The sequence below is a fragment of the Ruminococcus sp. RTP21484sp1_RTP21277st1_D2_RTP21277_210401 genome (assembly GCF_040924225.1).
GTDB lineage: Bacteria > Bacillota > Clostridia > Lachnospirales > Lachnospiraceae > Blautia_A > Blautia_A faecis.
On sequence record NZ_JBCOMJ010000002.1, the window covers coordinates 56,260 to 70,794 of the forward strand.

Genomic DNA, 14,535 nt, shown 5'->3' on the forward strand with positions numbered 1-14,535 from the left:
TATAAAAGTAATTATTTTTCCAAATTAAGGAGGTTTTCCATTTTGGCTGATCACACTCCTAAGAAATATCCCTCTCTCAGATTTTTCATTACCGTCACCATTATGATCATCGTGGGATTCGTTTTACTATTATCTGTGGGATTTTATTATATCAAAACTTCTTCTATATTAAGAAAGACCTCCCGCGACTCCATTGTGCGGGAGTTAAATCAGGTCAATGATACCATACAGGACCAGGTGGAGACAATTGATTCCGTCATTCCTCTTTTTATGTCTAATGAGGTGATCCAGAATGCACTGGAAAATCCGGACGCGGGAACCAATCATCCATTTTCCGTAGAGCGGCAGATGTCTTATATTTATAACAGTTCTGCTCTTTCCGAAAAGAATTTCACAGATTCCATTTACATTTATAACAATCATAACATTATTTACCATGCCTATACTTCCGGGATTCTGGAAAACGTGGAAGATACCTCAGACTTTCTGCAAAGTACCATCGACGCCTCTGATCCGCACCTGATGTGTTATACTTCCCCGCTACACGAACAGAACATGTACTTTGCCCGCAATCTGTATAGCAGCAATTCAGGAAACAGGATTGGTATGATTGTTATCAACATCAATGCCAGGAAATGGATTGAATACTGCTCGAAGACCATTGATTCATCCTGGTTTATTATGCTTTTTAACAGAGAATTTTCCCTTAGTACAGATTCTGATTTTTCAGGAGAGGATCTTCAGACTTTATATTCCAGTCTGAATACAAAAAAAGGCTCTGTGCTGTTTAAGGAACAAAGCTTTGCCGGCAAAGATTATTTCATGGCATCCCAGTCCCTGGAACGACTGGGACTTACCTCCGCAGTGGCCGCTCCCAAAGAACTGCTTCTTGAAAACCTGAACAGTACCCTGAAATCCTATCTTCTGGTTACCCTGGCAGTGGCTCTCATTGCCCTGTTTGCGGCATTTATTATTTCCCGGGCAGTTACCCGTCCCATTGATACCATGATTCTTCTCATCAATGAGATTTCAAAAGGAAACCGCAGCTCCCTTCCGCCAGAAAGCTTTTATCAGGAATTCCAGGTGTGGGCCCAGTCCTTTAATCAGATGCTTCTGCAGCTTGACACCTATTATCAGGATATTTATCAGCAAAAACTTCTTATAAAAAATGCCGAGATCCGTGCTCTTCAGTCCCAGATGGATCCACACTTTCTTTTCAATGTGCTCAACACTATTGCATGGAAAGCCCAGATGATTGACAACGAAGAGATTTATGAGATGGTAATTTCCCTGGGAAGCCTGATGAAAATGAACACCCTCTCCCGAAATCACAATTTCACTTCCATTTCAAAAGAAATGGAATATGTGCGACTTTATGTATATCTTCAGCAGATGCGTTTCGAGGACAAAATTTCCTGCGATATCCAGATACCGGAACAGGCTCTTTCCTGCGAAATCCCCTGTCTTTCCATTCAGCCACTTGTGGAAAATGCAATTGTCCACGGTCTGGAACCCAAGAAAGGAAAAGGTCATCTGATCATCCAGATCATAGAGGGAGATGACCAAATGCTGGAAATCTGCATTATTGACGACGGAATCGGTTTTGAAGTGATACCAGATATTCAGTCCATCCGGCATTCTGAGAAAGACAGCCACACTCACATCGGCATGAAAAACCTGGACAAGCGGCTGAAACTGCTTTATGGATCAGACTCGGGGATAAAGATCACAAGCCTTCCAAACAAGTGCACCACAGTTTCTTTCCACATTCCAAGAAAGGAGTTTTCCCATGATATTTAAGCTTCTTGTAGTTGACGACGAAGTCACTATGCGAAAAGGTATTTCCAATTATATGAACTGGGCATCCATCGACTGTCAGGTTGTGGGAAGCGCTTCTGACGGAATGGAGGCCATAGATTTTCTGAAAAATCATCCTGTGGATATCGTAATCACAGATATCAAAATGCCCGCTGCAGACGGACTGGAAGTAGCTCGCTTTGTTCACGAAAATCATCCTATGACAAAGGTGATCATCCTGACCGGATACGCTGATTTTGAGTACGCACAGACTGCCATCAAATATCACGTCACCTCCTTCATTTTAAAGCCAACCAATAAAAAAGAACTTTTCGCTGCTGTCCAGGAGGCTCAAAAGCAACTGATTGTTTCCCAACAGCAGGAGAATATTGCAAAAGAAGGTGTCTTTTTCCTGAAGGATCAGCTGATGCAGGAGCTGACTGACCATCCCTGCACAGAAGAATTAAAAGAAAAGCTTCTTTCCCTTGGACTTCACATGGATTGCTATTATGTAGCAGCTTTTAAACCCTCTTCCGATGAACCGGATCTGTCAGCTCTGAAAAAAATTGTAATTGCGGAGAAAAAGAACACCTATTGTTACCGTTATAACAATTTAATCCTGAATGTTTATTTCCAGACGGAGCCCAGCCCTTCCATTCCAGAATATATTCTGGAAAACTGTCGTGAGATCTCCGGTATTGTAAAGGCATTCAGTTCTTCTGAAATTCTTACCGGGATCAGTGCTCTTCATCAATCCCCGGAAGCGTTTCAGATGGCAGTTTCCGAGGCCATCCAGGCACTTACCCATAACTTTTATAGCGAACAACGAATTTCTGTTTTTGAAAGCATCAATTCCGAGGAATCTGCGGAACTTTCTGTAGAAAATTCACTGAATCTTTATCAGATTGAAAGCAGTCTGAACAACTGGGCTTTCCAGGAAGCCAGTTCTGTTTCCAATCATATTTTTTCCAAGTTCAAAAGCAGTTTTACCAATTCACAGGATGCAAAGAATATCTGTTCCCAGATTTACTACATCTGCTGCCGTGTACTGGTAAAAAAAGAGCTGGAGCCTGTTCCCCTTAGATATCTGGAAGACCTTTTGAAATCCCGGGATATTTTTGCCCTGGAGAGTGCTGTTTCTCAGATCATGGAATATACCAGGGAAAACAGTATGAACACCCATGCAGTTCCCAATTACATTATAGAAAACACCATACAGTATATTGTCCAGAATCTGGCTGGAAATCTCTCCCTGGATACCATTGCTCAGGAACTGCATATTTCCCCCTCCCACCTAAGCCGCACCTTCAAAAAGGCAACCTCCTGTTCTCTTACTGAGTACATCAATAAGGAGCGCATTCATAAGGCAAAGGAGCTTCTGCATAATACGGATCTGCTTACTTACGAAATTGCAGAAGCTGTGGGATATAAGGATGCCACCTATTTTTCTTCGATTTTCCGGAAATATGAAGGCCTGAGCCCTTCTGAATATAAAACAAAGTTTTTTGTACAATAGAGATACAATAGAGATTCACTGCAATTTTCCTAAAAGTTTGTTGCACAATCCCCTCACATCCTTTATAATTAGTTAATTGATTAATCTTTTATCAAATTAAAGAGGGAAAGAGGTAAAGAAACAAATGAAAAATCTATGGAACAAATGGACCGGGATTGCACTGGTAAAACGAATCGTCGTCGGTCTGATTCTTGGTGCCATCCTTGGAGTTGCAGCCCCCGGTGCAACCAGCATTGCCATCCTTGGTGATGTATTTGTAGGTGCCCTGAAAGCCATCGCACCCCTTCTGGTATTCTTTCTGGTTCTCAGTTCACTGTGCAACGCAGGAAAATCCCATGGCGGCGTTATCAAAACAGTAGTTGCCCTTTACATGTTCAGCACTGTACTGGCAGCTGTGATTGCCGTTTTCGCCAGCATGATTTTCCCTGTACAGCTGACACTTACCAATGCAGCCGCAGACGCCAGTGCTCCACAGGGTATTGTGGAGGTCCTCAGCAACCTTCTTCTGAATATTGTTGCCAACCCGGTATCTTCCCTGGTGAATGCAAACTATGTAGGTATCCTTACCTGGGCCATCCTTCTTGGACTTGCCCTTCGTACAGCAAATGACACCACCAAAAAAGTCCTTGCTGACATTGCAGACGGAACATCCCTGGTGGTCAGCTGGATCATCAACCTGGCACCCTTCGGAATCTTCGGTCTGGTATTTAACACCGTATCCACCAACGGATTAGACATTTTCACTACCTATGGAAGACTACTGCTGCTGTTGGTAGGCAGCATGCTTTTCATCTACTTTGTAACAAACCCGCTTCTGGTTTACTGGTGTATCCGCAAGAATCCATATCCGCTGATTCTGCACTGCCTGAAGAAAAGTGCCATCACCGCATTCTTCACCAGAAGTTCCGCTGCCAATATTCCAGTAAATATGAAAGCCTGTGAGGAGATGGGGCTTGACCGTGACACCTATTCCGTAACCATTCCTCTTGGTGCAACCATCAACATGGACGGAGCTGCTATCACCATCACCGTTATGACAATGGCAACTGCTTTTACCCTTGGAATCCACGTTGATATCCCAACCGCCATCATCCTCAGCCTTCTTGCAGCCCTTTCTGCATGTGGTGCTTCCGGTGTTGCCGGCGGATCCCTCCTTCTGATTCCTATGGCCTGCTCCCTTTTCGGAATTTCTGACGACATTTCCATGCAGGTTGTAGCTGTAGGCTTTATTATCGGAGTTATCCAGGACTCAGTTGAGACAGCCCTTAACTCCTCTTCTGACCTGCTTCTCTCTGCTTCTGCAGAGTTCAGACAGTGGCGTCTGGAAGGAAAAGAGATTAAATTCTAACACCCAATAATGCTCTGGAAAATATGAGAAAATACTTTGCTTTTTCTCCTTTTCCAGAGCATATTTGAAAAAGGCTTTCTGCAAGATGTGCGTCACAATTTGTGGGAGAATTGGCCGGGATCAGGGCACCATAGCGGGCTACGTCAACTGAATCCGGGAAAAATATACCGCAAAGTTTCACTTTGGCTCTTACTTCTCCATTTCTCTCAGCTTCTTCAATATCCTTTTCTCCATCCTAGAAATCTGAACCTGGGACATTCCCATTTTTTTTGCAACCTCTGTCTGTGTCATATCCTGAAAATACCGAAATACGATCAGTCTTTTCTCCTCTCCTTCCAGTTTTTCCAGAATCTCCTCCAGAAAAATCCGGTTCAAAAGCTTTTCATGGCGATCCTCTTTTTCCGGAAGCCTGTCCACAAGCTGCAAATCCGTTCCATCTCCCTGATACACAGTCTTGTAAATAGAATCTACCTCTGCAGCCGATTCCAGCGTCATCGCCAATTCTTCCATCGGCATATCCATAGCATCTGAAAGTTCTCTTAGATCCGGCTCACGGCCTAACTTTTTCTCCAATTCCTCCCTCATTTTACAGATTTTATACTGATTCTCTTTTATGGAGCGGCTCACCTTCAGAATTCCATCATCCCGAAGGAACCGCTTAATCTCTCCAATGATCATTGGTACTGCATAAGTAGAAAACTTCACATCAAATTCAGGATTGAAATGATCTACAGCCTTCAAAAGCCCGATGCTTCCAATTTGAAAAAGATCCTCCATTTCCACCCCTCTCCCCAGAAAACGCCTGGCAACGCTATATACCAGTCCCATATTTTCCGAAAACAAAGTATCTCTTGCCTCTTTATCTCCCTGGTGAATGCGCCCAATGAGAGCAAGAGTGTGATCCATGCTTCCTCCTGATCAATTACCGATTTTTTTGCTCATATGCACACAGGTTCCTTTTCCAACCTGTGAGGTGACTTTAACCTCATCCATAAATGCTTCCATAAAAGTAAACCCCATTCCTGATCTGTCCTGATCAGCGCGGGTCGTATATAAGGGCTCCATTGCTTTTTCCACATCTGCAATTCCTATGCCATCATCCTCAATATCCAGATAAATTGTTCTCTCTTTTCTGACACACTTCATCCGTATCTTATGTACCTCTCCTTGATAGCCATGGATGATACAGTTGGTTACAGCCTCTGACACAGCCGTTTTCAAATCTGCTACTTCCTCCAGTGTGGGGTTCAGCTGGGTGCAAAATGCCGCGGCAGCTACCCTTGCCAACCCTTCATTCTCCGGACGGCTGTCAAAAATAATGGTCATTTCGTTGGAATTTCCCATCAGACTCCCCTCCCTTCCAGCTGCATCTCATTTTCTGTTCTTTCCAGTTCCAGAAATTTACTCACACCTGAAAGCCGCAGCAATTTTTCAATATATCCGTTTACATGACAGGCCTTCATGCAGCCAGAGCGCATCCCCAGAGCCCGGTATCTCCCCATGATCAAACCTACGCCCGAACTGTCCATAAAAACAGTATTTCCAAAGTCAAAACAAATGGTTCTGATATATATTTTTCCCATAATCCTGTCTGATTCTCTCCGGATCAGCTCAGAAGCCGGATGATCCAGTTCCTCAGGCAGTTTAATATTCAGACAGGTTCCCGTAGTTTCAAAAACAGGTTTCATAAATAAATTCCCCCTTTTTTACTCTATTTTGACCCTCTGCACAGAAAAAAGAAAAAGAGATGTGCAGGTCTATCCCGCACATCCCCGGTTCAGAGGTTTCTCATTATTGTAATTCAGAAATTTTTATTCATAATACTGAAAATCACCATTTTCATCATAATAGCCGTTTTCGTCGCTGTAATCAGAATATCCGGATTCATCATACCCACTGTCACCAGATGCATCATTGTAAGAACTGTCATAACCAGAGGAATCCGTTTCAGAACCATCTGTTGTATTGTCAGTTCCATCATTGCTTTCGGAATCAGAGGAATCTTCGCTGCCCTCAGACTTACTGTCTTCCGTGATTCCAGACACACCAGTAGCTGAACAGATGGTATTGTAAATTCCCATTACATCATCTCCCAGCTGATCTTCATAAACCTTCTGGATTTCCAATGCAGCTGCATCATACTCATTCTGTGTATAAGCTGCATACGCATTCAGAAGTGCCTGATAACTGGTACTCTTCTTCTGCTCGGCATCAAGCTGCTGGGTGATTTCCTCTGCCACATCTCCGGATTCCTTCGCCTCACCCTGGGCTTTGGAAAGCTCCGCACCCTGGCTGACCAGAGACTCGCTGTACTTTACAATCTGTTGATTGGCTTCTCTGTAAATCCCCTGCTTGATAGCCGGAACTGCCAGAAACCAAAATGCAGCCGCACCTGCTGCCACACCCGCCATAAGTGTCACAAACAGTGAAATTCTGGAATTTTCCCTGTAAACTGCCGGCTGTACCACAGTACTTCTGGAAATCTCATCCGAACCTTCTGTCTTGCCCTTGGCACCAAAAAGTCCTTTTTTCTGTTTCTCAAGTCTGGTCGTTACACCAGTTCTCTCATCTACTTCACGAAGAAAACGTAATGTAGTTGTATTGGTCTTATCAATACGAACCGCCTTTTTCAAGGTTCTTCTTGCCTTGCCCCAGTCATGATTCTTCATATAGATCAGCGCCAGCAGGTGATAGCCTTTGATCAGCTTGGTATTCTGGTTCAGAATTTTGCGAAGCTGAATAGCAGCCATATCCTCATGACCTTCCCTGCAAAGAGCCAGGGCATTATTATATTTTCTTATTGTCTCATTAATAGCATCCAGTTTATTCGAATTCGCCTGAAGACGATTAATATATTCATTCGCAATATTCCGGGTAGACTGCAGATTCTTACTGATCACCCACTCGCTAAGAGCAGCGACCACCTCTCCCATTTCAAAATACACAAGACCCAGAAGATTTCTCGCCTGGATATTTCTCTTGTTAAAGGTAAGGCTCTGCTTCAGACAGTTAACAGCTCCTGAAAGGTCCCGGATACTTGCCTTCTCCAAGCCCTGATTGTAATAAAGTTTGGATAGATACTCCACCTTTTTCTGGATCAGGACGTTGCACCCGCAATGAGGACAGTAATCCAGATCCTTGTCAGCCAGGAACGCGCCGCAATTCATACAGTTCATTAAGTATCTCCTATTCTATTTCATCCTGCGTCCGCTTTTGGACTCCCTGAGCATTTCCTGAAGAATGTCCAGAATATCCGTCAGCTCTCTATCGTAAATAGCCTCTTCCGCGTCTGTCACATCCAGACAGGGCTCAAATTTCTTAAGTTCCTCTTCGTAATCGATCATAAAATTCCTCCACAGACTCCTGGAAAATCAACCAGAAATCCCATGTTTTCTTGCAGACAATTTACTTTTTCAACAAGAGTGTCTTAATCTCTCCCACCAGGTAAAGAGAACCCACGCAAAACAGCATTCCGTCCTCTCCTTTGGCCTCGTGCGCCATATGAAAAGCTTCTTCAATATTATCAGAGTTTCCAATATCCTTACAGCCTTCTTTGCAAAAGATCTCTGCCAGCTCCGCAGACGGCACCTCACGGTATCCCCCAACCTCTGTGGTTACAACTTTACGGAATTTTATTCTGCTGCAAATTGTATGGATCATATCCTGATAATCCTTATCATTCACCGCAGAAAATAAAAGTGTCAGCGGATACTCCTTCTGAAACCGCTCTGCAGTCTCCACAAACCTGCGCACGCCATCCTCATTATGTGCACCATCCACGATCACGCCCGGCAAAATGGTCTCCATTCTGCCCTGCCATCTGGTATTTGCAATTCCTGCCTGCAGCTGTTCCATGGTCACCGGAATCCTGTCTTTCAGCACTTCCATAGTTGTAAGCGCCAGAGATGCGTTCATCACCTGATACCATGCAATAAAAGGAATATGGAACCTGGTATCCCCATAATAATCGTCCTCCAGGGAAAAATCAATGCCGTCTTTATTATTTCCCAGTACCTTTGCTCCAGCCTGAACTACTTTATAAGCCGGGCTTCCAAGCTCCTTTGCCTTCGCAGCGATCACTTCTGCCGCATCCTTGTCATTTCCATCATAGATTACAGGAACTCCCGGAACAATGATTCCAGCCTTCTCCCCTGCAATCTCTCTTACCGTATTTCCCAAAAACTGCATATGATCCAGACTGATAGATGTAATCACGCAAGCTACAGGATTCTCTACCGCTGTAGTCGCATCCAGCCTTCCGCCAAGCCCGGTTTCCAAAGTCACATAGTCCACCCCTGCCTCTGCAAAGATCACCATTCCCATAAGAAACAGCATTTCAAAATAAGTAGGATGGTAACTTCCTTCAGCCACAAGCTCGTCCGCCAGCACTTTCACTCTCTCAAAAGCTTTCAAAAAGGTGTCATCATCAATATTCACCTCATTGATCTGAAACCGCTCGTTGATCTTCACCAGATGGGGAGACGTAAACAGGCCGCAGGAATACCCTGCCTCCCTGAGAATAGATGTGAGAAACGCACAGGTACTCCCCTTCCCATTCGTTCCCGCAACATGTATCACCTTAAACTTCTCCTGTGGATTTCCCAGTCTCCTCAGGCATTCCTTTGTATGCTCCAGGCTGTTCTTTTTTGTAAACTTCGGAGTCTCCTCAATATAAGCAACCGCTTCCTCATAATTCATAATCTTAACCACCATTTATCTATCGTATTTCATCCGTAACTTTTCATTCTCATCGTAAGTCTGGCAGAATATACTGCCTTCTGAATAGTTCCATTCCTCTACCATTATATAATAGTCACACCAGAAGTCCACCCCTAATCGTAACTTTTTATCCGACAAACCTCGCACAGAAGAAATCAGAGAGGTTCCGAAAAAATCTCATACGGCAGAATTTAGGGTTAAAAAAGAAGAGGACACAGTCTGAGCTCCAGCGGAGCAAATTTGTCCTCTCCTTTCTTCGGTTTCAGCAAAATTCTGATGTTTTTAATTTTTTTGGCCGCACACCGCGCTCAGAGCAGACCTGATGAGACCAGGTGCCCAGCCAGGAAACGTTCCTATCGGGAATTCACTTTCCACTGACTATCATACAATGCATAAACCGCTCTGTCAAAGCTCTTGCTAAGAGCCTTCCTCGTCGAGCTGTTACTTCTCTGTACAACTGCCAGTCTGTCAAAATCCGACAGCTCCGTACCCGAGATCACCAGCATGTTCGGACTTACATATGCCGTATCATACCACTCTCCATTCAGCTTCACCTGACTGGACGGGGTGAAATTCGTGCCTTGGATATAATAAGTCCAATCTGTATCCGACACTAACCGAATGGAATCTAAGGTCACATCATAAAGTCCCATCCGCATCTTCATTCTCTCAAAAGGATTTTCTCCTCCATAAGCATATCGCTGACCGTACAGCACATCATACTGCAGAGTTTCCAGATCGACCTGATAATTCTTGGTATTTCTTCTTGCCTGATGATATTTCATGATCGTACCCTCATGAATACCAACTCTGTCCAGAACCTCTGCTGCGATCTGATAAGAAGCCAGATTCTCATCTTTCTTGGTAAGTCCCATATTATCCCAGATTACATACTCCGTCTGGAAAAGATACTTATTTTTCAGATCCTCCACAGTCAGTCCCATAGTCGGCAGATGATCCCCATACATAACCAGGATTACATCCTCCGGATAGTCTGCCAAAGCATCTGTTAACTCTTTCACAAACTGATCCATCTCATGAATCTGATTCACATAGTACTCCCATTTACAATTCAGCTCATCCGTAGGAGAACCGGAAACTGTAATAGAAGGATTGTCCAGAATGGGCTCGCTTGGATAATCACCATGTCCCTGCACGGAAATGGTATACACATAATCCGGACTGTCAGTAGAATCCAGACACTTAATGATCTCATCCGTCAACACACTGTCTTTTACCCATCCAAGAGGATTCTGCAGGTTCTCATCTGCCATATACTCTTCAGAGGTAAAGGTGTCAAATCCCAGATTGGGGAAAACAGACCTTCTTCCATAGAAGTTGGCTTCATTATTATGTACCGCATGTGTGGAATACCCCAGATTTTTCAGAACATAGGGCACACTTTCACAGGTAGTCTCCTTAAGAATACTCTTATAAGGATATTCACCTGGTCCAAAATAGTGAAGACTCATACCTGTAATGGTCTCAAATTCCGTATTTGCCGTACCGGCTCCAACAGAAGGAACCTTGTAATATCCGGAAGAATACTCTTTCATCAGCTTCCTGAAGTTCGGGATTGGATCTTCAGAAATATCCAGGTAATTTACCAGTGTCGGGTCAAAGAAAGACTCAAGCTGAAGGAACAGAATATTCGGTCTCTTTCCATCCTCCTTGGTCTTTGGAAGATTGGACTCTGTCTTCTCGATCCGGTTAATCTCATCCTCAGAATAATCCCTCGGCTCACTGATACCTGTATTAAAAATAGTAGTCGCCAGACAATAAGGATAACCATAATCCTCATAAGCAAACGCGATATTGCCAAAATAATTAGACAAAACCCTTTTTTCAAGAGCCAGCTGTGTCACGCCTCCAAAAGCCACAAAACCAGCAATTACCAGCGGAATCACATACCGGTACTTAATCTTCTGTTCATACTTCGGTCCCTTGACCAGTAGGATCAAAAGCCCCAGCACCACAATTCCGATCAAAATACATCCGATCACCACACCATAAAACGGCAGATATTTCTGCATGATCGCAATACCATCCGTCAGCATATGCAGATCCGGTCCGGTAAATGGTGTAACACGGTTCATCAGAAGAATGCAGTTTACGATTCCCAGAAACAGCCAGAAAACGGAAACCACAACTCTCCAGAAGCACCGCCTGTGAAACAGATAAACGATCAGCATTGTAGTAAAAATAAACATCGTATTATAAGCAAATACCAACGGTTTTCCCGTCATATAATCCCAGGCCTCCACTACAGAGTGGCGGCACAGTGCCTCTATAAGGAAATAGAGCACTGCGCACCAGAGTGCCTGGAGAATCAGGGAAATCTTATTGCAAAATTTGCTCAGCTTCATGCAAAATCTCCTTTTTATCTCTTAAGCTGCTCAAGCTGTGTTTCAACCTTATCTTTCATCTCTTTGTACTTCGCAAGCTTCTCCTTCTCTGCATCAACCTTGGCAGCAGGAGCCTTATTTACGAAATTTGGATTATTCAGCATTCCCTCACAGCGGGCGATTTCCTTAGTCAGTCTCTCCTGCTCCTTTGTCAGTCTCTCAAGTTCTTTTTCCTTGTCAACAAGGTCTTCCAGAGGCATATAAACAACTGCATTGGAAACAACAACAGAAACTGCATCCTCACCGATACCAGTCTTATCCTGCTGAACATGGATTTCTTTTGCAAAAGCAAGGTTTGCAAAGGATTTCTTGCTGTTCTCATACATCTGACAGATAGCAGCATCTTTTCCAACAATGATCAGATGTGTCTTTCTGTTCTGCGGAACATTCATACTGGTTCTTGTGTTACGGATGCCGCGGACAACCTCCTGGAAGCTTCCGATTGCAAGCTCAGCCTCAGGAGAATTCCACTCGTCCTTATATACCGGCCAGTCAGAGATCATAATGGACTCTTCCTCCGGAAGCAGTGTGCAGTAGATTTCCTCTGTGATAAATGGCATAAACGGATGAAGTAGCTTCAGTCCCTGGGTCAGCGCTGTGCGAAGTGTCCAGAGAGCCTCGTTTGCCGCCTTTGGATCCTCTTCTGCCTTCCACAGACGAACCTTGGCGATCTCAATGTACCAGTCGCAAAGCTCATCCCACAGGAAATCATAGATTTTCTGAACCGCAATACCCAGCTCATATTTTTCCATATTGTCGGTTACTTCTTTGATCACATTGTTCAGTCTGGAAAGGATCCATTTGTCCTCAGCGCAAAGAGAACCAATCTCCGGCTCCGTTACATCCTTTCCTTCCAGATTCATAAGAACGAAACGGGAAGCATTCCAGATCTTATTTGCAAAGTTACGGCTGGATTCTACACGCTCCCAGTAGAAACGCATATCGTTTCCAGGTGCATTACCAGTCATCAGAGTAAGACGAAGAGCATCTGCGCCGTACTTGTCGATTACTTCCAGCGGGTCAATACCATTTCCAAGGGATTTACTCATCTTGCGTCCCTGGGAATCTCTTACCAGACCATGGATCAGTACATGATGGAACGGTGTCTTGCCAGTCTGCTCAAGAGCAGAGAATACCATACGGATAACCCAAAAGAAAATAATGTCATATCCGGTTACCAGCACATCTGTTGGATAGAAGTACTCCAGTTCCGGTGTCTTATCCGGCCAGCCAAGTGTGGAAAATGGCCACAGAGCAGAGCTGAACCAGGTATCCAGAGTATCCTCGTCCTGATGAAGATGCGTACATCCGCATTTCGGACATTTTTCCGGCATTTCTCTTGCAACTACAGTCTCACCACACTCATCGCAGTAGTAAGCCGGAATTCTGTGTCCCCACCACAGCTGACGGGAAATACACCAGTCACGGATGTTCTCCAGCCAGTGAAGGTAAGTCTTGTCAAAACGCTCTGGAACGAATTTCAGATCTCCATCCTCAAGAGTCTTGATAGCAGCTTTTGCCATTTCATCCATCTTTACAAACCACTGAGGCTTGATCATCGGCTCTACGGTTGCATGGCAGCGGTCATGTGTTCCAACGCTGTGATTGTGCGGAACAACCTTTACCAGAAGGCCAAGCTTGTCCAGATCCTCTACCATGGCTTTTCTTGCCTCATAACGATCCATGCCGGCGTATTTACCACCCAGCTCATTGATGGTAGCATCATCATTCATGATGTTTATTTCTGGAAGATTGTGTCTCTTTCCAACCTCGAAATCGTTAGGATCATGTGCCGGTGTGATTTTTACGCATCCGGTACCAAATTCTTTATCAACATACTCATCGGCAATAACCGGGATCTCTCTGTCTGTGAGGGGAAGCTTCAGCATTTTGCCAACAATGTCTTTGTAACGGTCATCATCCGGGTTTACTGCAACTGCAGTATCTCCAAGAAGTGTTTCCGGACGTGTTGTTGCAATTTCCACGAATTTTCCTTCTTCTCCAACAACCGGATAATTGATGTGCCAGAAAAATCCGTCCTGATCCTCATGCTCAACCTCTGCATCGGAAATGGAAGTCTGGCATACCGGACACCAGTTGATGATACGGGAACCTTTGTAGATGTAGCCTTTTTCATATAACTTGATGAAAACTTCCTGTACGGCCTTGGAGCAGCCTTCGTCCATGGTGAAACGCTCTCTCTCCCAGTCTGCGGAAGCACCAAGTTTCTTCAGCTGGTTGATAATTTTTCCGCCGTACTCTTCTTTCCACTCCCAGGCATATTCCAGGAATTTCTCACGGCCGATTTCTGCCTTGTCGATGCCTTCTTTTTTCAGTTTCTCAGTAACCTTAACCTCTGTAGCAATAGCTGCATGGTCAGTTCCCGGCTGCCACAGTGCTTCGTAGCCCTGCATTCTCTTGAAACGGATGAGAATGTCCTGCATAGTTTCATCAAGTGCATGTCCCATATGCAGCTGTCCGGTTACGTTTGGCGGCGGCATAACAATGGTAAATGGTTTCTTATCCGGGTTTACTTTTGCATGAAAATATCCGTTGTCCATCCATTTCTGGTAAAGACGTTCCTCGATTCCTTTTGGATCGTAGGTCTTTGCAAGTTCTTTGCTCATGATTTTCCTCCTAAAAAAAGAGCCCCTCACACAATTGTGTGAAGGGCGAAATTAACGCGGTACCACCTTCATTATGTGCAAAATGCAAAGTACTGTTTCCCTGAATTCATTTACAGTCTTCGC

General features: G+C 44.3%; 11 protein-coding genes, 1 pseudogene and 1 other annotated feature (1 of these 13 only partly in view). Of the genes and pseudogenes, 3 read left to right on the top strand and 9 right to left on the bottom strand.

Annotated elements, in window-relative coordinates; genetic code table 11:
• Nucleotides 1-42 precede the first annotated feature (42 nt).
• From AB5706_RS01495 to sstT, 3 genes are all read left to right on the top strand, one after another.
• Nucleotides 43-1,800: a cache domain-containing sensor histidine kinase gene (locus AB5706_RS01495; RefSeq protein ID WP_226840987.1), complete on the top strand. Its 1,758-nt coding sequence runs from the start codon at nucleotides 43-45 to the stop codon at nucleotides 1,798-1,800.
• The gene (locus tag AB5706_RS01500; protein WP_173716396.1) at nucleotides 1,790-3,313 is read left to right on the top strand and encodes a response regulator; all 1,524 of its coding nucleotides are present in this window, start codon (nucleotides 1,790-1,792) and stop codon (nucleotides 3,311-3,313) included. Before AB5706_RS01495 ends, AB5706_RS01500 begins: the two co-directional genes overlap by 11 nt.
• Before the next feature lie 124 nt (nucleotides 3,314-3,437).
• On the top strand, nucleotides 3,438-4,661 hold the full coding sequence (sstT, locus tag AB5706_RS01505; protein WP_173716395.1) for a serine/threonine transporter SstT: 1,224 nt from the start codon (nucleotides 3,438-3,440) through the stop codon (nucleotides 4,659-4,661).
• A gap of 109 nt (nucleotides 4,662-4,770) precedes the next feature.
• Here the strand turns inward: sstT and AB5706_RS01510 are convergent.
• The 9 genes and pseudogenes from AB5706_RS01510 to AB5706_RS01550 all read right to left on the bottom strand — a co-directional run.
• Nucleotides 4,771-4,842 (bottom strand): annotated as a pseudogene (locus AB5706_RS01510) (DUF6783 domain-containing protein); the annotation flags it as partial.
• An 8-nt stretch (nucleotides 4,843-4,850) separates the two neighbouring features.
• Nucleotides 4,851-5,567: a SigF/SigG family RNA polymerase sporulation sigma factor gene (locus AB5706_RS01515; RefSeq protein ID WP_173716394.1), complete on the bottom strand. Its 717-nt coding sequence runs from the start codon at nucleotides 5,565-5,567 to the stop codon at nucleotides 4,851-4,853.
• A 12-nt stretch (nucleotides 5,568-5,579) separates the two neighbouring features.
• Complete coding sequence (spoIIAB, locus tag AB5706_RS01520; protein ID WP_118583239.1) at nucleotides 5,580-6,005, bottom strand: anti-sigma F factor; 426 nt, start codon at nucleotides 6,003-6,005, stop codon at nucleotides 5,580-5,582.
• Nucleotides 6,005-6,349, bottom strand: a complete 345-nt coding sequence (locus AB5706_RS01525) for an STAS domain-containing protein (RefSeq protein ID WP_173716393.1) — start codon at nucleotides 6,347-6,349, stop codon at nucleotides 6,005-6,007. The genes spoIIAB and AB5706_RS01525 overlap by 1 nt, the downstream gene beginning before the upstream one ends.
• A gap of 123 nt (nucleotides 6,350-6,472) precedes the next feature.
• Entirely contained in the window at nucleotides 6,473-7,837 is a 1,365-nt protein-coding gene (locus AB5706_RS01530; RefSeq protein WP_368365675.1) for a tetratricopeptide repeat protein, read from the bottom strand.
• A 15-nt stretch (nucleotides 7,838-7,852) separates the two neighbouring features.
• Nucleotides 7,853-8,005, bottom strand: a complete 153-nt coding sequence (locus tag AB5706_RS01535; protein WP_021925740.1) for a hypothetical protein — start codon at nucleotides 8,003-8,005, stop codon at nucleotides 7,853-7,855.
• Between the two features lie 61 nt (nucleotides 8,006-8,066).
• Nucleotides 8,067-9,359, bottom strand: a complete 1,293-nt coding sequence (locus AB5706_RS01540) for a bifunctional folylpolyglutamate synthase/dihydrofolate synthase (protein ID WP_173716391.1) — start codon at nucleotides 9,357-9,359, stop codon at nucleotides 8,067-8,069.
• A 374-nt stretch (nucleotides 9,360-9,733) separates the two neighbouring features.
• Nucleotides 9,734-11,746, bottom strand: coding sequence for an LTA synthase family protein (locus AB5706_RS01545; protein WP_173716390.1), 2,013 nt, complete (start codon nucleotides 11,744-11,746; stop codon nucleotides 9,734-9,736).
• A 14-nt stretch (nucleotides 11,747-11,760) separates the two neighbouring features.
• On the bottom strand, nucleotides 11,761-14,412 hold the full coding sequence (locus tag AB5706_RS01550; protein WP_118583247.1) for a valine--tRNA ligase: 2,652 nt from the start codon (nucleotides 14,410-14,412) through the stop codon (nucleotides 11,761-11,763).
• Nucleotides 14,413-14,450: 38 nt separating this feature from the next.
• Nucleotides 14,451-14,535, bottom strand: a binding site (T-box leader); it runs 197 nt beyond the window's last position.